We start from the raw sequence: 18,084 nt of genomic DNA on the forward strand, positions 1-18,084 counted from the left end.
GTTCATCACTCCCCTGTTCGGAGAGGTTCGCCCTCCCCGCCTTGTCGTTGGAAACGTCCTAGCCGCTCATTCGGCGGCGAATTCGAATATCCCGTTGTTGAGGATCACGATGTCCCGCTCGACCGCGCGGCAGCGGAAAGCGGCCGAACCCGGCTTCACGGACCAGATCTCGGTCCTGATCGTCTCGCCGGGATAGACCGGGGCGGAGAAGCGGCAGTCGAAACGCTGGAACCGCGCCGGAGCCCCCCCGCACAGGGTGCGCAGCAAGGCATAGGCTGCGATGCCCCAGGTTGCAGCTCCATGCAGGATCGGGCGCGGGAAGCCAGCAGCGCGAGCCACTGCGGGGTCGGCGTGAAGCGGGTTGTAGTCACCCGACAGCCGATAGATCAGCGCCGCCTGCGGGACAGTCGGATGGTCGACGATGTGGTCGGGCTGCGTCTCCGGCGGCGGCGGAAGAACCCGGATGCCGGACGTGGCAGGGCCGCCGAAGCCGCCATCTCCCCGCGCGAAGATGGAGTTCGTGACCGTCGCGATGAGGTCGCCCGTCCCGGCGTCGACCACGTCGCGCACGGTATAGATGACAGCCCCCTTGTCGGCGCCCTTGTCGACGACCTCCTCGACCCGCGTGCGCCCGATGACATGTCCCTCCGGAGGAAGCGGCCGGTGCAGGATCAGCCCCTGCTCGCCGTTCAGGATGCGCTTCCAGTCGATCCCGGTCGCAGGGTCCTGCAACCAGAAGCCGGGGTAACCGAGAACGCCTGCGAAGCTGGGCAAGGCCTGCAGACCGCGCTCGTAGACGAAGTTCAGATCCTCGGTCCGACTCTCGTCGCCGCCCAGCCCCAGGCCGAGCGCGTAGAGCATGGTGTCGCGCGCGGTGAAGCTGTGGTCCTTCGGCTCGATCCGCCAGGATTTGATGGCATCGTAGTCGATCGGCATCGGCGTCATCCGGATTATCGTGAGCGGGGAGCGAGCCCCTGCCTTGCCATTCAATATTCATTCGACGGAAATGACAACGATCCTTCTTATTAAAGTCGAATTTTTTCTTGCGCACGCGCCGGCCGGGTGGGAGAAGGCTAGCGCCTTCGTGCGTCCGCGCGACAGGCGCGAGAGGACAGCGACGGGGATGGAAGATGAGTGATTCTTTGCAGGGTAAGGTGGTCCTGGTCACAGGCGCCGGTCGCGGGATCGGCCGTGAGATCGCCCTTCTGGCGGCGGCGGAGGGCGCTGCGGTCGTGGTCAACGATCTCGGCGGCGACGCGGAAGGCGGGGGACGCAGCGCCGGCCCCGCAGACGACGTCGTCGCAGAGATCAAGGCGGCCGGCGGGCGCGCCGTCGCGAACGGGGACAGCATCACCGATCCGGCAGCAGCGGAACGCATGGTTCAGCAGGCCGTCGACAGTTTCGGCAGGATCGATGCCGTGATCAACAATGCCGGCATCCTGCGCGACCGCATCTTCCACCGCATGTCGCATGACGACTGGTCGTCGGTGATCAACGTGCATCTCAACGGCTATTTCAACGTCTCCAAGGCGGCCTGCCCCTTCTTCAAGGAACAGCAGAGCGGCGCCTTCGTGCATTTCACCTCGACATCGGGCCTCATCGGCAATCTCGGCCAGGCGAACTACATGGCCGCCAAGCTCGGCGTCATCGGTCTCTCAAAGGCGATCGCCCTGGACATGCAGCGCTTCAACGTGCGCTCCAACTGCGTCTCGCCCTTCGCCTGGAGCCGGCTGGTTGGAACGATCCCGACCGAAACGGAGGCCGAGAAGCTGCGCGTCGAGCGCATCAAGGCCATGACCGCGGCCAAGATCGCGCCGCTCACCGTGTTCCTCGCCAGCGACCTCGCCAAGGACGTCAACGGGCAGATCTTCGGCTCGCGCAAGAACGAGCTGTTCCTGTTCAGCCAGCCCCGGCCGATCAGGGCGGCGCAGCGGAGCGACGGCTGGACGCCGCAGACGATCGCCGAGCACATGCTGCCGGCCTTCAAATCGTCCTTCTATCCGCTCGAGCGCTCGGCGGACGTCTTCTCCTGGGACCCGATCTGAGACGGGCCATATGCCGGCCGCAGGCGATGCCTGCGGCCGGCAGCGGCGTTCACGTCCGGGCGGGCCGCAGCAGGTCGCGGCCGATGATCAGCTTCAGGATATGGTTGCTCCCCGCCGAGATCCGGTCGACGCGGGCATCCGCATAGGCCCGCGCGATCGGGTATTCCCACATATAGCCCCAGCCGCCGAAGAGCTGCAGGCACTGGTCGATCACCCGCCCCTCCAGTTCGCTGGCCCTCAATTTGGCGGCGGCCGCATCGACTGCCGACAATTCGCCCCGCAGATGCCGCGCGATGCAGTCGTCGACGAAGACCCGGTGCACCATCGTTTCCGACCACAGGTCCGCCAGCAGGAACTGGGTGTTCTGGAAATCGGCGATCTTGCGGCCGAACGCCTCGCGCTCACTGACATAGTCCACGGTCGATTGCAGCGCGCGCTCGGTCGCGGCCATCGCGCGCACGGCCGAGCTCAGCCGCTCCTGCGCGAGCAGGTTCATCATCATCCCGAACCCGGCGCCCTCCTGGCCGAGCAGATTGGAAACGGGGACCCGCAGATCCGCGAAGAACAATTCCGAGGTGTCCTGCGCCTTGCGGCCGATCTTTTCGAGCATCCGGCCGCGCGTGAAGCCGGGCCGGTCGGTCTCGACCAGGACCATGCTGATGCCCTTGCCGCGTGCGGTCGGATCGGTCTTGCAGGCCAGCAGCAGCAGATGCGCCTGATGGCCGTTGCTGATGAAGACCTTCTGGCCGTTGATCACGTAATCGTCGCCATCGCGGACCGCGCTCGTCCGCATCGCCTGCAGGTCGCTTCCCGCCGACGGCTCCGTCATGCCGATCGCAGTGATCACCTCGCCGCGCGCCATCGCAGGCAGCCAGCGCTCCTTCTGCTCGGGCGTCCCGTAGACACTGAGATAGGGTACGACGATATCGGAATGGCCGCTGAAAGCCGGGCCGGACCCGCCCGCAGCCGTCATCTCCTCGTTGACGATGACGTTGTGGAGGAAATCTCCACCACCGCCACCGTGCTCGATGGGCTGGTCGCAACAGAGCAGTCCCGCCTCGCCCGCCTTGCGCCACACCTCCGGCGGCACCGTCCCCGCCTTTTCCCATGCGACCCGGTGGGGCAGGATTTCCGCCTCGACGAAGCGGCGCACGGTGCGCCGGAACTGTTCGTGTTCTTCCTGAAAGATCGATCGTTTCGACATGCATCTCTCCCTGTTGTTCAGATGGCGTCAGGCGAGGCCCAGCTCCGCCAGGATGGCCCTGCGATCCTGATCGAGGTCCGGCGCGACGCGGCGCGTCGGCGGATCCTCGAAAGTCGAGAACTTGAGCGGCGTCCCGGCGATCCGGACCGGACCGAGAACCGGGTCGGTGACCGAGATCAGCATGTTGCGTGCCGCCACCTGGGGATGGCTCAGCGCCTTGTCGATGGAGTTGATCGGCCCGGCGGGAACACCGGCAGCGTCGAAATGCGCAAGCCAGTTCGCCGTGCCGTCTCCCCGCAGGCGCTCCTCGATCAGCTCATGGAGGAGCTCCCGATTCGCGACGCGCAATTCGTTGCGGCGGAAGCGCTCATCCTCGACCAGCTCCGGCAGGCCGAGCGCCCGGGCGAGCAGCCCGAACATCTTGTCGTTGCCGCAGGCCAGCACGATGTGCCCATCCGCAGTCGCGAAGGCCTCGAACGGCATGATCGCCGGATGGCGGGAGCCCATGCGCCCGCCGACCTCGCCGGCCATGGTGTAGCGCGAGATCGTGCTTTCCAGCATCGCCAGCAGGCAGTCATACATCGCGATATCGATGCGCGAGGCCTCGCCGGTGCGCTCGCGATGCAGCAGCGCGGCGTTGACGGCGGCGGCGGTGAAGATGCCCGAGCCGACATCCGCGATCGAGATGCCGACGCGGCAGGGCTCGCCCTCGCTCGGGCCGGTCACGCTCATCATCCCGGACATGCCCTGGATGACCATGTCGTATGACGGGCGGTCGCGCGCCGGGCCGGCATGACCGAACCCGGACGTGGACGCATAGATCAGGCGTGGATAGCGCTCGTGAAGATGCTCCCAGCTATAACCCAGCCTTTCGAGCACGCCGGGCCGGAAATTCTCGGTGAGGACATCGGCGCGCTCCAGCAGCTTCTCGAACACCGCCCGGTCCGCCTCGGATTTGAGGTCGAGCGCGATCGATTCCTTGCCGCGGTTGACCGAGCCGAAATAGCAGGGTCGGCCCTGGATGAACGGCCCGAACTGGCGTGAATCGTCCCCGAGCCCTGGCGGCTCGACCTTGATCACCCGAGCCCCCATGTCGGCGAGCATCATCGTGCAGTATGGCCCGGCCAGGACGCGGGTCAGGTCAACGACGGTTATGCCCGAAAGGGGCCCCTTTGCGGTCATCGCGCATTTCCTCCGGTCTTATGCGTCGGCGGCGACATCGAGGCCGCGCGCTTCGCCCTTCAAAACACAGATTTTTAGGATGGACAATATTTGTTCGTATTAATAGACAGGTCGCCGACGCAGCGATGCCACGCCCCGTGCGTCGACAGGTGACGGGAGGCGCGATTGGGACCGCTGTCCGGGATTAAAGTCGTAGAATTCGCCGGGATCGGGCCCGGGCCCATGTGCGCCATGCTGCTCGCCGATCTCGGCGCGGATGTCGTCCGCATCGAGCGGCAGGGCGGCGAGCTCGGCGTACCGAAATCACCGGCCCATGACGTGCTCCGCCGCAATCGGCAATGCCTGACGCTGGATCTCAAGACCGAAGCCGGCCTCGCGGCCGCCCGGGCGCTCGTCGCCCGCGCCGATGCCCTGATCGAGGGCTCGCGCCCCGGCGTCATGGAACGCCTCGGCCTCGGGCCTGAGGCTTGCCTGGCCGCCAATCCCCGCCTCGTCTACGGTCGGATGACGGGCTGGGGCCAAGATGGGCCGCTCGCCCATGCCGCGGGCCACGACCTCAACTACATCGCGATCACGGGTGCCCTCCACGCGACCGGCCGGCAGGGCCATCCGCCGACGCCTGCGCTCAATCTGGTCGGCGATTTCGGTGGCGGCGCGCTCTATCTGGCATTCGGTCTGGCCTGTGCGCTTCTCGAGGCGCAGCGTTCCGGCAAAGGGCAGGTCGTCGATGCGGCCATGACGGAGGGCGCGAGTTCGATGATGGCCGTGTTCCACGGCCTTTACGCTGCCGGGCGGTGGGAGCTCGATCGCGGTGCCAACATTCTCGATTCCGGCGCCTTCTTCTACGATTGCTACGAATGCAGCGACGGCAAATGGGTCAGCGTCGCCGCGCTCGAACCGAAATTCTACGCGCTCCTGATCGATGCGCTGGAGATCGCGCCCCAGACGCTGCCGCCCCAGCATGACAAGGCGCGCTGGCCCGAAGGGCGCGCGATCCTGGCGGCGCGCTTCGCCGAAAAGACCCAGGCCGAATGGTGCGCGCTGCTCGAAGGCACCGACGCCTGCTTCGCGCCGGTGCTGTCGCTCGCCGAAGCCCCGCACCACCCTCACATGCAGGCCCGCGGCGCCTTCGTCGCAGTCGACGGCATCACGCAGCCGGCACCGGCGCCGCGCTTCAGCCGGACCAGCCCAGCGGCCCCTCGATCGCCCGTCGCCCTGGACGGCATCTCGACCGTTCTGTCGCGATGGGAGAGGCATGCCTGATCCGGCCTCCCGCGACTAGACATTCATTCGAATAAATGCCATCGATCATAAATTCGCACGAATGAGCATTCCGACATGGCGACACCATCCGAACGACCGCGGCCGAAGCCGACCCCCGAGACCCGGCACTTCTGGGAGGGGACGCGCGAAGGAGAACTCCGGCTGCAGCGCTGCAACGCCTGCGAGCGCTCCTATTTTCCGCCGCGCCCGTTCTGCCCGCATTGCAACGCCGACGACGTCACGGTCTATGCGGCCTCCGGGCGGGGCACGCTCTACAGCTACGTCATCAGCCATCGCCCGGCGCCCGGCTTCACGCCGCCCTATGCGATCGCCGTGGTGGAGACGCAGGAAGGGCCGCGGCTGATGTCCAACATCGTCGACTGCCCGCAGACGCCCGAGGCGCTGCAGCTCGACATGGCCGTGGAGGTCGTTTTCCAGAAGCTGGACGACGAGATCACGCTGCCGCTCTTCCGCCCGGTGGGGGCGCGCGGATGAAACCCGGATCGATCGCCATCGCCGGCGCCGCCGAGACGACGCGGATGGGGCATATCCCCGATGCCTCGCAGATCCAGCTCCATGCCGATGCCGCGCGCAACGCCATGCGCGATGCCGGCCTGAAACCCTCCGACATCGACGGCTATGCCTGCGCCGGGGAAATCCCGACCAATGTGGCGCATTATCTCGGCCTGACGCCCAAATGGGTGGACGGCACTTATGTCGGCGGCTGTTCCTTCATGCTGCATGTGCGCCATGCGGCGGCGGCGATCACGGCCGGGCTGTGCTCGACGGTGCTGATCACCCATGGCGAGAGCGGGCGCTCCCGGATCGGGCTGGTGCGGCCGACGACGCAGCCCGAGAGTTATGCCGGGCAGTTCGAGCTGCCCTACGGCCCCAGCGGGCCGCCGACGCTCTTCACCATTCCCGTGCTGCGCTACATGAAGAGATACGGCCTGACGCATGAGCAACTGGCGATGGTCGCGGTCGTGCAGCGCGAATGGGCGGCCCGCAACCCGCGCGCCAGCTTCAAGGACCCGATCACCGTCGACGACGTCCTGAACTCGAAGATGATCGCCTATCCGTTCAGGATCCTGCAGTGCTGCCTGGTCACGGATGGCGGCGGCGCCCTGATCCTGACCTCGGCCGATCGCGCCAAGGACTTCCCGCAGAAGCCCGTCTACATCCTCGGAACCGGCGAAAGCACGGAAACGCCGATGATCAGCCAGATGGCCGACTTCACCTCGTCGCGCGCCTTCCGCGTCGCCGGCGCCACCGCCTTCGCCGAGGCCGGCATCAGCCACGCCGATGTCGACCATGCCATGTTCTACGACGCCTTCGCGCATCTTCCGATCTTCGGCCTGGAAGATCTCGGCTTCGTGCCGCGCGGCGAGGCGGCGCGCTTCATCTGGGAGCGAAACACGGCGCCGGGCGGCAAGCTGCCCGTCAACACCAATGGCGGCGGCCTCAGCTACATGCATTCCGGCATGTACGGCATGTACGCGCTGCAGGAGAGCGTCCGGCAGATGCGCGGCATTGCTCCCGCTCAGGTCGAGGGCGCGAAGGTCTCGGTCTGCCATGGCGTCGGCGGCATGTTCGCGGCCAGCGGAACGGTGATCATGTCGAACCAGCAGCCTTAGGGACCGTCCCCCGAGAAGCATCAAAGATGCCCGGGGTCTTACGAACAGGGAGGAAAGAATGCGTGGACTTACAGCAGCGGCAGCGGTTGCGCTGGCGCTATTCAGCCAATCCGCCGTTGGGCAGGAGCCGGTCCAGGGCGGCACGCTGCGCCAGGCCGTCCTTGCCGAGCCCTATACGCTCGATTGCCATGCCGCGACCACGGTCTATGTGACCAGCGCGCTCGCGCCGCACTATTCCACTCTGGTGCGCTACGACCCGCAGAACTACCCGAAGGTGATCGGGGACCTGGCCGAGAACTGGACGGTCTCGGAAGACGGCCTGACCTACACCTTCAAGCTCATCCCGGGCGTGAAATTCCATGACGGCTCGCCGCTTACGGCGCGGGACGTCGCGGTGTCGCTGGAGCGCATCCGCAAGCCGCCGAAGGGCATCGTCTCGGCACGGGGACCGCTCTTCCAGCGCATCGCCTCGATCGAGGCGGTTGACGACCTGACGGTGGTCCTGCGCCTCTCGCAGCCGGAAGTGGCGCTGCTTGAGCTTCTCGCCAACCCGCTGAACTGCGTCTACAGCGCCGCGAAGCTGGAGACGGACCCGCATTTCCCCGAGAAGCAGGTCCTCGGCTCGGGCCCCTTCAAGTTCAAGGAGCGCGTCTCCGGCTCGACCTGGGAAGGGGAGCGCTACGAGAACTTCCATCGGAAGGGCCAGCCCTATCTCGACGGCTTCAAGCTGTTCTTCATGAGCGGCCCGGCGATCCTCAACGCCCTGCAGTCGGACCAGGTCGACACCGAGTTCCGCTCCCTGACGCCGCAGCAGCGCGATCGGCTGGTGGCCGCCCGCAAGGATTCCGTCTCCGTGCAGAGCGGCACGATGACGACCATGATCAAGATCGCCTTCAACACGCAGCGCAAGCCGTTCGACGATGTCCGGGTGCGCCGCGCGCTCAACCTCGCGATCGACCGCACCGGTGGCTCGGAGGTGATCTCGCGCGTCACCTTCATGGGCGGCGTCGGCGCCCTGCAGCGCCCCGGCTACGACCTGGCCGAGACTCCCGCCGAGCTGGCGAAGCTCCCCGGCTTCGGCAGCGACATCGAAGCGCGCCGGGCCGAGGCGCGGCGGCTCCTGAAGGAAGCTGGCGTGGCCAACCTCTCCTTCGCCTTCGGCAACCGCAATGTCGGCGAGCCCTATGTGACCATCGGCACCTGGGTGATCGACCAGTGGCGGCGCATCGGCGTCAATGCGCGCCAGGACATGCTGGAAAACCCGGTCTGGGTCGCTTCGCGGGCCAACGGCCAGTTCGACGTGCTGATGGATGCGATCGCCGAGGCGACCGACGAGCCGACGGTGATCTTCTCCAAGTATCAGTCGCGCGACAAGACGCCGTTCAATACGGCGAAATACGAGGATCGCGAGATTGACGCGCTCTACGAGAAGCAGCGCGCCGAGCTCGACCCGGCGAAGCGCAAGGAAATCCTTGCGCAGATATCCCGCCGCGTCCTGGATCAGGCCTATTACGCACCGCTTTTCTGGGCGAACCGCATCATCGTCAGCAACGCCAAGCTCAAGCACTGGAAGCTCGCACCGAGCCAGTTCCTGAACCTGGATCTGGCCGACATCTGGCTCGACAAATAGAGGCCGGATGGGGATCGGGACGAGAGACGCGCGATGACGGGTTTTCTTTTGCGGCGGATCGCCCTGATGATCCCCACCTTGCTGGGCGTTGCCGTCCTGATCTTTCTGATGCTGCGCGTCCTGCCGGGGGACATCGTCGAGGCGAAGCTGCGCGGCGACGGCGCGGCGGTGAGCGCGGAACTCATCGCCACCGAGCGCGCGCGGCTCGGGCTCGACCGCTCGCTCCCGATCCAGTTCGGCGAATGGGTCTCCCGCGCGGCAAGGGGCGATCTCGGCGTCTCGATGTGGACCGGGCAGCCGGTGACCAGCGAGATCGGCCTGAGGATCGGGCTGTCGCTGCAGGTGGCGGTGATGGCGGCGCTGATCGCCACGCTGATCGCATTGCCGCTCGGCACGCTCTCCGCGATCTATCCGGGAACGCCGCTGGATTACGTGATCCGTCTCGTCGCGGCCTCGGGCATGGCGGTCCCGTCCTTCTGGTTCGGCATGATGCTCATCCTCATGCTGCTCTACCTGTTCAACTGGGCGCCACCGATCACCTACACTCCGTTCTGGCAGGACCCGCTCGCCAATCTCAACCAACTGATCTGGCCGGCTCTGGCGGTGGGCTACCGCTATGCGGCGGTCGCGGCCCGCATGGTCCGCTCCTCGCTGCTCGAAGTCCTGCAGGAGGACTATATCCGCACCGCGCGGGCGAAGGGGACGCCGGAGCGCGACCTGATCTGGCGGCACGCCATCCGCAACGGATTGCTGCCGACCATCACCATCGTCGGGCTCGAATTCGCATTCCTGGTGGGCGGCCTCGTCGTGACCGAGCAGGTCTTCAACCTCAACGGCATCGGCAAGCTTCTGGTGCAATCCGTCGCCCATTATGACTACGTCATGATCCAGGGCATCGTGATGGTGCTCGCCTTGGTCTTCGTGCTGACCAATCTGGTGCTCGATATTCTCTATGTCTGGCTCGACCCGCGCATCGAGTGGTCGCGATGAGCGTGGGCGACGAGCTTTCGGTCCCGCCGCGGCGCCGGGGCGCGGTACGGCGCTTCCTGATGTCGCAACCGGTCGGCACCATCGGCCTGTGCGTGGTCATCGTGATGGCTGCCGCGGCCGCCTTCGCGGACTGGCTGGCGCCTTACGATCCGCTCGCCCTGGGGTTCGACACCGCGCTTCAGCCGCCGTCCATGGAGCATCTCTTCGGCACGGATTCGCTGGGGCGAGACATCTTCTCCCGCGTGATCTTCGGCGCCCGGACGGCGTTGACGATCGGCGTTTCCGCCTCGCTGGTCGGCTGCTCGATCGGCGCGCTGATCGGCATCGCATCCGCCTATTACGGCGGGCTGGTCGATCTGATCATCCAGCGCCTGACCGATCTCATGCTGGCCTTGCCCATCATCGTGCTGGCGATCGTCATCGTCGCCATTTTCGGTCGCAGCACCAGCGAGGGCATCGATCTGAACGTCATCCTCGCGATCGCTATCGCGATCATCCCGAACGCCGCGCGCGTGATCCGCTCATCGGCGCTCACCATCGTGACGATGCCCTATGTCGAGGCTGCCCGCGCCTCCGGGCTGCGCAGTGCCCGGATCATCCTTCGCCATATCGCGCCCAATGTCGCCGCGCCGTTCCTGATCCTCGTCAGCGCCTATATCGCGCAGTCGATCCTGCTCGAGGCGGCCCTCTCCTTCCTGGGGCTCGGCGTGACCGAGCCCCAGCCCTCATGGGGGCTGATGCTGTCGGGGAATACCTCGGATTTCTATCGCGAGGCGCCCTGGATGATCGTTTTCCCGGGGCTTTCGATCACGGTCACCGTGCTCGCCTTCAGCCTCGTCGGCGACAGCCTGCGGGACTGGTTCGACCCGAAATTCCGGATGCGGTGAAAGGCGGGAGGAGTTCCGACATGTCAGGGAAAGTCGCGATATCCGCAGGTGAAGCGCCTCCGGTCCTGCATGACCTGCGGGACGGCGTCGGCATCATCACCCTGAACCGCCCCCGCGTGCACAACGCCCTGAACGACGCCGCACGCGCTGCGCTGAAGGAAGCGCTGATCTGGGCGCGGGATAACGGCGCGGTGCGCGCCGTGCTGCTGCAGGGCGCCGGGCGGTCCTTCTGTTCCGGGCGGGACCGCAACGGCTTCCTCGAAACAGGCGAGCATGCCTCGCATCGCGAGCTCATCCGTGCGGCACAGGAACTGCGGCTGCTGCAATGCGGGCTGGGAAAGCCCTCGATCTGCGCCCTGCACGGCCACGCGATCGGCGCCGGGGCGGAGCTGGCGCTGGGATGCGATTATCGCATTGCCGGAGCCGACCTGAAATACAGCTTTCCCGAGGTCGGATTTGGCGTCGTCTCCGACACGGGATCATCCGCGCTGCTGACGCGGCTCCTGGGTCCCGCCCGCGCAAAATGGCTCCTGGCGAGCGGCGATGTCATGGATGCGCGACAGGCTGCGGATTGGCATCTCGTCGAATGGGTCGTCGAAACCACGGAGCTCGCCGATGCTGCATTCGAGAAGGCCGCCCGATTGGCGCGCCGGCCGCCGACAGCGCTCCGGAAGCAATCGGAGCTGATCGACGCAGCAGCGCCGGCCCTGCTCCGCCAGGCGCTCAGCCGGGAGATGGAAGCCCAACTGGAACTGTTCGCCGGCTCGGAGTTCGCCCTCATCCGCGAGCAAGGCTTCCAGGCCCGTGGATAACGCAGGACACGGTCCTCGCTATATCCGTGCATTCGTCCCGGCGGCGTGCTGACAGCGGCTCTTGACCGATCCGTTGGCTCGACATCATCAGCGTGATCGACAAGACCGTCCCGCGCGTTGTGTCGGGCTGGAGCCCTGAACTTGCCCCGGAGGGACTGAAGATTGGCTTTTCTCGAGGAACCTGAGCCTCAGCGGGGCGTCGCCCTGCCCGTTCTGCCAGGCATCAGGCGTATCGTCGCGAATAACCCGAGCCTGATGACCTATCACGGCACGAACACGTACCTGATCGAGTCTGATGAGGGCTTCATCGTGCTCGATCCCGGGCCGGAGGATGCCGGCCACCTCGACGACATCATCGCGGCAACGGGGGGCAAGGTCTGCGCCATCCTCCTCAGCCACACCCATTCGGATCATCTTGGCGCCACCTCTTCCCTCAAGGCCAGGACGGGAGCGCCGACCTTCGCCTTTCATCGGGTGGCCGATCCATCCTTCGAGCCGGATGTCCTCGTCCAGGACCGCGACATGGTGGCCGGAATGCTCGCGATCCACACACCGGGACACGCCAGCGACCACCTCTGCTTCGCAGCCCGGGACGGGGTCGTCTTCAGCGCCGATCACGTGATGTCGTGGTCGAGCAGCATCGTCTCCCCGCCCGACGGCAACATGGCCGCTTACTGCGCAAGCCTTCGCCTGATGCTGTCACGCAGCGACAGTCTTTATCTGCCGGGCCACGGCCCTCCGCTACCCAATCCCGCACCCTATGTCGCAGACCTGCTCAATCGGCGAGTCGAGCGGGAGGAGGCGATTTTCGAAGCGTTACGCTCCCGGCCGTCCGACGCCTGGGACCTGATGGATCGACTCTATTCCAAGACCGATCCCTGGCTTCGGCGGGCGGCCGAACGCAATGTGATAGCCCATCTCGAGAAACTGCATGCGGAGGGGCGCGTCACACAGGCCGGCGAGATCTGGAGCGTGCCGCGCTGATCAGGCTGAGTTCGCGAGGCGCCAGACGACGTCTGCGAGGACCTGCGCGCCCGCGGTCAGGTGCTCCGGTTCAGCCCATTCGTCGGGGTTGTGGGACACCCCGCCCCGGCATGGCACGAAGATCATCCCGGCGGGGCAGACATAGTGCAGTTGGCGCGCGTCATGGCCGGCTGCCGAATAGACATCCATGGCGGGAATGCCGCGCGCCGCAGCCGCTTCGGCAATGGCGCTGCGAATCGCGGGCGCGAAGTTCAGCGAGGGCGAATGCTGGATCTGCTTCAGCTCGACGCTGCACTCTCCCTTCATCTCTTCGACGATGCGGCGGATCGCGGCATCGACCCGGTCGACCACAGCATTGTCCGGGTGCCGAAGGTCGATCGAGAAGAAGACCTCAGCCGGCACGACGGACGGGGCGTTCGGCGTCACCTGCAACATGCCGACCGTCAGCAGCGTATCGGCCGGTTCCATGGCGGCTTCGTCGATGGCACGGATCATGCGGATAGCCGCCATCAGCGCATCGCGCCGATCCTTGCGCAAGGCGGTGCCGGCATGGGCGGCCTCGCCCATCACGCGGACCCGGTAACGCCGCGTCCCCTGAATACCCGTCACGACGCCGATCGGGATGCCCGCCTGTTCGAGCACGGAGGCCTGTTCGATATGGGGCTCGACATAGGCGGCGATCGGCAGGCCGAACGCCCGCAACGGCACCTTGTCGTCGGCAGCCAGGATCGACGCCACGGCTTCGCCAATGCTGATGCCGTCCGCGTCGCGGATGGGCAGAACCGCCTCGAGAGCCTTGGTTCCGGTGAAGAGGTCGGAGCCCGTCATGCCCGGCGCGAAACGCGAGCCTTCCTCGTTGGTCCAGGCCACGATCTCGAACGGGCGGAGCGGCCGCTCGCCGCGCGCGACGATCGCCGCCGCGGTTTCCAGCGCCGCGAGCACGCCGAAAACGCCATCGAACTTGCCACCGGTCGGCTGCGAATCGATATGCGATCCCGCCACCACCGGGGCGAGCGAGGGATCGCGCCCCTCGAGACGCAGGAACAGGTTCGCGGCCTTGTCGGTGAAGGGCTCCAGGCCGATCGCACGGCCCCAGGCGATCACCTGCGCGCGGGCCTGTGCCTCCTGCGGCGACAGGGTCGGGCGATCGACGCCGCCATCGGCGCGGGCGCCGAATGCGGCCAGCGCCATGTGGCGAGCCCAGAGGCGCTCGCCATCGACGAAATCGGACAGGCGCTGCGGGGCCGCCATGCTCAATCGACCCGCATGATCTGCGCCGGGTTGGCGCGGGGGTCGCGCACGCCCCAGCGCCCGGCCTCGACCTGCGCGATGAACTCGGCGAGCAGGCGATTGAAGAGTTCGGGTTCCTCGAGATTCAGCGTATGGCCGGATTTCGGGAAGACGGCGAGGCCGCAGCGCGGCACCACCCGCTTCAGATAGAGCCCCGGCTCGATGCAATGATCATCCTCGTCGCCGGTCATGACCAGCAGAGGCGCCTGCATGGCGCGGAACCCGGCCTCGAGATCGTAGAGCGAGGGCCGGCGCATCTGCACGCCGCGCATGGTGTTCGCCGCGCCGAGCGAATCATGCTGGCCGAGCCGCTCCGCGAACAGCGCCCAGCCGCGCGGGTCCTTGTCCTGGAACTGCACGCGCGAGGCGCCCTCGGCATAGGTCGGCGCGAAGTCTTTTGCGCCGCGCTCCTGGAAATTCCGGGCCACCTGCTCGGAAATGCCCTTGAAATAGTCCTCGTGGGCTTTCTCGGCGCCGTAGCCCGCCCCGGCGGCAACGATCGACAGCACGCGGCCGGGATGGCGCAGCCCCGCATGCAGCGCGGCGAAGCCGCCCATCGAGAGCCCGACGACATGGGCCTTCTCGATTCCGGCCGCGCTCAGCACATCGACGATGTCATCGGCCGCGCGCGCCTGGGAATAGCTTTCCGGGCTCTCCGGCACGTCGGAGGGCCGGTAGCCGCGCGCCGCGAAGGTTATGCAGCGGTGCCGGCGCGCGAAGAAATTGAGCTGCGGCTCCCAGCTCCAGTGGCTGCCGCCGAACTCGTGCACGAAGATGATCGGCGTGCCGGTGCCGGCCTCCTCGTAGAACAGCTTCACGCCATCGCTGGCCGTGGCAAAGGCCATGTCGCGCCTCCCCTCAGATCACGGAACGGCGCGAGGCGATGCCGCCATCGACGGTGAAGATCGCGCCGGACGTGTAGCCGGACCGGTAGGAGGCGAGGAACACGATCAGGTCGGTGACCTCGTGGATATGGGCCGGGCGCTTCAGCGGATAACGCTGCTGCAACTCCTCGTAACGGCCGGCATCGCCGAGCCAGTCGGCCGCGCGCTTCTTCAGCATGTTGTAGATGCGGTCCGTATCGACCGGCCCCGGATTGACGCCCACCACCCGGATATTGTCGTCGAGCGAGTGGCCGCCGATGGCGCGGGTGAAGGCCATGAGGCTGGCATTGCCGGTCGTGCCGGCGACATAGGCGGGATCGAAGACCTCGCCGCCATTGCCGATATTGTTGATGATGACGCCGCCGCCGCGCGCCTTCATCAGCGGATAGAGCGCGCGCGTGAGGTTGATGTAGCCGAAAACCTTGAGTTCCCAGCCGGCGCGCCATTTCGCCTCATCGACGTCCCACAAGGTGCCGCTGGGGATGACGCCGGCATTGTTGACGAGAATATCGATATCGCCGACCGCCGCAACGAGGCGTTCCACCGCGCCCGCCGCCGTCAGATCGACCGCGTGCGCCGTCACCGTCACGCCATGACCGGCCTCCAGCTCGCGCTTGAGCGCCTCGAGCCTGTCGCCGGAGCGCGCCACGACATGGAGATTGCAGCCCTCCTCGGCGAATGAGCGCGCCAGCCCTTCGCCGATGCCCTGGGACGCACCGGTGATCAGGACCGTCTTGCCCTTCAGCTTAAGATCCATTGTCGCTTTCTCCCTTTGATGAGCGCTGCGGCGCGGCAGGTCGGCTCAGAACAGTTTGACGTCTTCGTTTTGGCCACGAACCTGCTCGACCATGGTCGGCAGCAGGTCGACGAACTCCTCCACCCAGGCGGTCGGGACCGTGGTGCTGATCTTGACGAACCGGTCGCCGAAATTGGGCGTGTGATAGGCGCCCTGGCGGATCATGATGTCGTGCTTCTGAAAGGCTGCGACCAGCGCCTCCGGCTTCACCCCGGCGCGCTCGCATTCGAGCACCACGAAATTGCCGTTCGACGGGAAGACCGGCAGGGACAGGCCTGGAATCCTGTCGGCAGCGTCCTTGATCAGTTTCTGGTTGGCGCGCTGCTGCGACAGGACGCCGGGAAACCACTCCGCCTTGATGCCGAGGCCGGCGAGCGCCGCGCGCTGGGACAGAATGTTCGAGCCGAGATTGTTCGGCGGCGCCGCCGAGAGCTTCTCGATGATGTCGGGATGGGCGACGACCGCGCCGACGCGCATGCCGGCCAGGCCGAGCCATTTCGAGAAGCTGTAGATGGTCAGCGTCCGCTCGGGATAGCGCGTCGCCGCCAGCGTGTGCTCATGCGCGAAATGGCGATAGGTGCAGTCGTGGATCAGATAGGCCCCGACCTCGCGCGCGGCTGCCACGATGCCGTCGATCTCGTCCGCCGTGCAGGCCGAGCCCAGCGGATTGTTCGGATCGACGATGTAGATCACCTTGGTCTTCGGCGTGATCGCCGCTTTCAGCCGCTCCGGCGCAAGGCGATAGCCATATTCCTCGCCATAGATCGGAATTTGCGTGACTGTCGCGCCGACGGCGCGCGCGAAGGCCATCGGCCAGTTCCAGGTCGGGTCGGTGGTGATGAACTCGTCGCCCGGCCCGAGCAGGCTGTGGCAGACATGGTAGAGCGAGGCGACCGCCCCGTCGGAAACCAGCGCCGCCTGCCCCTCGAGGCCGAGATCGGCGACGATGCCGTGGCGCAGCTCCTCGAGCCCTGCCGGCGGCGCGTAGATGTGGAATTCCTCGTCGCGGATGCATTTCTCCATCGCCGCTAGCACGGCGGAATGCGGTGTCGCGTGATTGGTGTTCTGCCCCATCCAGCGCAGGCCGGTCGTGTTCACCAGCCGGTCGAAATGGGCATTGCGAACCTCGAAGGTTTTCATGACATCTCCGCGGCGTATCGCCATTTTGGTATAATGAAGGCGGCTTACAGCTCTATCTTTGGGAGTGTTTGCACAAAATCCGCATACCGAACAGCCCAAAAACGCGGCGTGCCGGCAAAAAATTATGCAGGAATTGATTTTGTGCATAATGACACTTGCGCCCAGCGGAGATCACGGTGATGCTGGTGACAGCGTCGCCACAGGCAGGCAGGCGACAATAAAAGGGGAGATACCGGATGCGTGTTTCACGTCGCAGTGCTCTCAAGGGCTTCGGTGCCGCAGCCGCGGCAGCCATGACGAGCACCATCGCCATGCCCGCGCTCGCGCAGGGGCTGAAGAAGGTCTCGTTCACGACCTCCTGGATTCCCGAAGGACCGAACCTTTTCGCCTATGTCGCGCGCGACAAGGGTTTCTGGAAGCGCCATGGGCTCGACGTCTCGGTGGCGCGCGGCTCAGGTTCGGGGGCGGCGGCGCAAGCGGTCAGCGCCGGCACCTTCGATTTCGGCATGGCGGCCACCCCGACGGTGATCGTGCAGGCGGCGAAGAAGCTGCCGATCACCTGCATCGGCCAGATCAACTATGATGCGCTGATGGGCATCGGCGTCCTGTCGGGCTCGCCGATCAAGGGCCCCAAGGACCTCGAAGGCAAGAAGCTCGGCGCCAGCGTGACCTCCGGCGAGTATCCGTTCCTGCCGCTCTATGCCGAGAAGGTGGGCCTCGACCTTTCGAAGCTCCAGATCCTGCAGATCGACGGCAAGGTGCGCGAGCGCACGCTGGTCGAGAAACAGGTCGATGCAGTCTCGGCCTTCGCCACCAGCACGGTGCCGTCCCTGGCACCGCTCGGCACCGATGTCCGGTTCATGCTGTTCTCCGCGGCCGGCATCGAATTCTACGGCCAGTCCCTGACGACCCAGCCGGCCCGGCTCAAACAGGACAAGGCGCTGTGCGAGGCTTTCGTCCAGGGGGCCATGGACGCCATCAAGTTCACGATGACGAATTTCGACGAGTCCGTGGACATCTTCCTGAAAGCCAATAGCGAGGTCGCGATTTCCTCGACGGGCAAGGAATATGCCCGGATCGGGCTCGGGCTGACGAACCTCACCAATCTCGTGCCGGAGGTGAAGCAGAACGGCTTTGGCTGGGCCGATCCGGCCAAGGTCGCCATGATGGCCGATCTCGTGATGAAATATGCAGCCGGCGAGGGAGCGGTGAAGCCGGATGTCGGCACGCTGTTCACCAATGACTTCATCGGCAAGCTCAAGCTCTCGCCGGAAGAGCTGGCGGCGGCGGAGAAGAGCGCCGCGCCGTTCCGCAAATATGTCGGCTCCTGACCGGCCCATCGC

At 66.1% G+C, this 18,084-nt stretch carries 17 protein-coding genes; 10 read left to right on the forward strand and 7 right to left on the reverse strand.

Going from position 1 to position 18,084, the window contains the following annotated elements:
• Positions 1-66 precede the first annotated feature (66 nt).
• Positions 67-936: a MaoC family dehydratase gene (locus ACWIEX_RS23310; protein WP_454035304.1), complete on the reverse strand. Its 870-nt coding sequence runs from the start codon at positions 934-936 to the stop codon at positions 67-69.
• A 194-nt stretch (positions 937-1,130) separates the two neighbouring features.
• On the opposite strand from ACWIEX_RS23310, the gene ACWIEX_RS23315 reads away from it, so the two are divergent.
• A complete protein-coding gene (locus ACWIEX_RS23315; protein WP_454035305.1) occupies positions 1,131-2,045 on the forward strand; it encodes an SDR family NAD(P)-dependent oxidoreductase in 915 nt (304 codons plus the stop codon).
• Between the two features lie 49 nt (positions 2,046-2,094).
• Here ACWIEX_RS23315 and ACWIEX_RS23320 read toward each other — a convergent pair whose 3' ends face one another.
• The gene (locus ACWIEX_RS23320; protein ID WP_454035306.1) at positions 2,095-3,249 is read right to left on the reverse strand and encodes an acyl-CoA dehydrogenase family protein; all 1,155 of its coding nucleotides are present in this window, start codon (positions 3,247-3,249) and stop codon (positions 2,095-2,097) included.
• A gap of 27 nt (positions 3,250-3,276) precedes the next feature.
• A complete protein-coding gene (locus tag ACWIEX_RS23325; protein WP_454035307.1) occupies positions 3,277-4,431 on the reverse strand; it encodes a CaiB/BaiF CoA transferase family protein in 1,155 nt (384 codons plus the stop codon).
• Positions 4,432-4,596: 165 nt separating this feature from the next.
• Between ACWIEX_RS23325 and ACWIEX_RS23330 the strand changes: the two genes are divergently transcribed.
• From ACWIEX_RS23330 to ACWIEX_RS23365, 8 genes are all read left to right on the forward strand, one after another.
• The gene (locus ACWIEX_RS23330) at positions 4,597-5,694 is read left to right on the forward strand and encodes a CaiB/BaiF CoA transferase family protein (protein WP_454035308.1); all 1,098 of its coding nucleotides are present in this window, start codon (positions 4,597-4,599) and stop codon (positions 5,692-5,694) included.
• A gap of 75 nt (positions 5,695-5,769) precedes the next feature.
• A complete protein-coding gene (locus ACWIEX_RS23335) occupies positions 5,770-6,189 on the forward strand; it encodes a Zn-ribbon domain-containing OB-fold protein (protein WP_061966137.1) in 420 nt (139 codons plus the stop codon).
• A complete protein-coding gene (locus ACWIEX_RS23340; RefSeq protein WP_454035309.1) occupies positions 6,186-7,328 on the forward strand; it encodes a thiolase C-terminal domain-containing protein in 1,143 nt (380 codons plus the stop codon). The genes ACWIEX_RS23335 and ACWIEX_RS23340 overlap by 4 nt, the downstream gene beginning before the upstream one ends.
• 58 nt (positions 7,329-7,386) lie before the next feature.
• Entirely contained in the window at positions 7,387-8,958 is a 1,572-nt protein-coding gene (locus tag ACWIEX_RS23345) for an ABC transporter substrate-binding protein (RefSeq protein ID WP_454035310.1), read from the forward strand.
• 33 nt (positions 8,959-8,991) lie between these two features.
• Positions 8,992-9,948 (forward strand): ABC transporter permease, encoded by a 957-nt coding sequence (locus ACWIEX_RS23350; protein ID WP_454035311.1) that lies wholly within the window; start codon positions 8,992-8,994, stop codon positions 9,946-9,948.
• Positions 9,945-10,835: an ABC transporter permease gene (locus ACWIEX_RS23355; protein WP_454035312.1), complete on the forward strand. Its 891-nt coding sequence runs from the start codon at positions 9,945-9,947 to the stop codon at positions 10,833-10,835. The genes ACWIEX_RS23350 and ACWIEX_RS23355 overlap by 4 nt, the downstream gene beginning before the upstream one ends.
• A gap of 20 nt (positions 10,836-10,855) precedes the next feature.
• The gene (locus ACWIEX_RS23360; protein WP_454035313.1) at positions 10,856-11,647 is read left to right on the forward strand and encodes an enoyl-CoA hydratase/isomerase family protein; all 792 of its coding nucleotides are present in this window, start codon (positions 10,856-10,858) and stop codon (positions 11,645-11,647) included.
• Between the two features lie 162 nt (positions 11,648-11,809).
• The gene (locus tag ACWIEX_RS23365; RefSeq protein ID WP_454035314.1) at positions 11,810-12,631 is read left to right on the forward strand and encodes an MBL fold metallo-hydrolase; all 822 of its coding nucleotides are present in this window, start codon (positions 11,810-11,812) and stop codon (positions 12,629-12,631) included.
• Here ACWIEX_RS23365 and ACWIEX_RS23370 read toward each other — a convergent pair whose 3' ends face one another.
• The 4 genes from ACWIEX_RS23370 to ACWIEX_RS23385 are packed head-to-tail and all read right to left on the reverse strand — an operon-like array spanning position 12,632 to position 16,741.
• Positions 12,632-13,882 (reverse strand): M20 family metallo-hydrolase, encoded by a 1,251-nt coding sequence (locus tag ACWIEX_RS23370; RefSeq protein ID WP_454035315.1) that lies wholly within the window; start codon positions 13,880-13,882, stop codon positions 12,632-12,634.
• 2 nt (positions 13,883-13,884) lie between these two features.
• Positions 13,885-14,766, reverse strand: a complete 882-nt coding sequence (locus ACWIEX_RS23375; protein ID WP_454035316.1) for an alpha/beta fold hydrolase — start codon at positions 14,764-14,766, stop codon at positions 13,885-13,887.
• 13 nt (positions 14,767-14,779) lie between these two features.
• Positions 14,780-15,562: an SDR family oxidoreductase gene (locus ACWIEX_RS23380; RefSeq protein WP_454035317.1), complete on the reverse strand. Its 783-nt coding sequence runs from the start codon at positions 15,560-15,562 to the stop codon at positions 14,780-14,782.
• Between the two features lie 45 nt (positions 15,563-15,607).
• Positions 15,608-16,741, reverse strand: coding sequence for a pyridoxal phosphate-dependent aminotransferase (locus ACWIEX_RS23385; RefSeq protein WP_454035318.1), 1,134 nt, complete (start codon positions 16,739-16,741; stop codon positions 15,608-15,610).
• Between the two features lie 236 nt (positions 16,742-16,977).
• On the opposite strand from ACWIEX_RS23385, the gene ACWIEX_RS23390 reads away from it, so the two are divergent.
• Positions 16,978-18,072, forward strand: coding sequence for an ABC transporter substrate-binding protein (locus ACWIEX_RS23390; protein ID WP_454035319.1), 1,095 nt, complete (start codon positions 16,978-16,980; stop codon positions 18,070-18,072).
• The last annotated feature ends 12 nt before the right edge of the window (positions 18,073-18,084 follow it).

It is taken from the genome of Allobosea sp. NPDC055353 (assembly GCF_053644975.1).

Coding starts and splice junctions, on each gene's coding strand:
- ACWIEX_RS23310 (WP_454035304.1), bottom strand. CDS start 936: ATGCCGATCGACTACGATGCCATCAAATCCTGGCGGATCGAGCCGAAG.
- ACWIEX_RS23315 (WP_454035305.1), top strand. CDS start 1,131: ATGAGTGATTCTTTGCAGGGTAAGGTGGTCCTGGTCACAGGCGCCGGT.
- ACWIEX_RS23320 (WP_454035306.1), bottom strand. CDS start 3,249: ATGTCGAAACGATCGATCTTTCAGGAAGAACACGAACAGTTCCGGCGC.
- ACWIEX_RS23325 (WP_454035307.1), bottom strand. CDS start 4,431: ATGACCGCAAAGGGGCCCCTTTCGGGCATAACCGTCGTTGACCTGACC.
- ACWIEX_RS23335 (WP_061966137.1), top strand. CDS start 5,770: ATGGCGACACCATCCGAACGACCGCGGCCGAAGCCGACCCCCGAGACC.
- ACWIEX_RS23340 (WP_454035309.1), top strand. CDS start 6,186: ATGAAACCCGGATCGATCGCCATCGCCGGCGCCGCCGAGACGACGCGG.
- ACWIEX_RS23345 (WP_454035310.1), top strand. CDS start 7,387: ATGCGTGGACTTACAGCAGCGGCAGCGGTTGCGCTGGCGCTATTCAGC.
- ACWIEX_RS23350 (WP_454035311.1), top strand. CDS start 8,992: ATGACGGGTTTTCTTTTGCGGCGGATCGCCCTGATGATCCCCACCTTG.
- ACWIEX_RS23355 (WP_454035312.1), top strand. CDS start 9,945: ATGAGCGTGGGCGACGAGCTTTCGGTCCCGCCGCGGCGCCGGGGCGCG.
- ACWIEX_RS23360 (WP_454035313.1), top strand. CDS start 10,856: ATGTCAGGGAAAGTCGCGATATCCGCAGGTGAAGCGCCTCCGGTCCTG.
- ACWIEX_RS23370 (WP_454035315.1), bottom strand. CDS start 13,882: ATGGCGGCCCCGCAGCGCCTGTCCGATTTCGTCGATGGCGAGCGCCTC.
- ACWIEX_RS23375 (WP_454035316.1), bottom strand. CDS start 14,766: ATGGCCTTTGCCACGGCCAGCGATGGCGTGAAGCTGTTCTACGAGGAG.
- ACWIEX_RS23380 (WP_454035317.1), bottom strand. CDS start 15,562: ATGGATCTTAAGCTGAAGGGCAAGACGGTCCTGATCACCGGTGCGTCC.
- ACWIEX_RS23385 (WP_454035318.1), bottom strand. CDS start 16,741: ATGAAAACCTTCGAGGTTCGCAATGCCCATTTCGACCGGCTGGTGAAC.
- ACWIEX_RS23390 (WP_454035319.1), top strand. CDS start 16,978: ATGCGTGTTTCACGTCGCAGTGCTCTCAAGGGCTTCGGTGCCGCAGCC.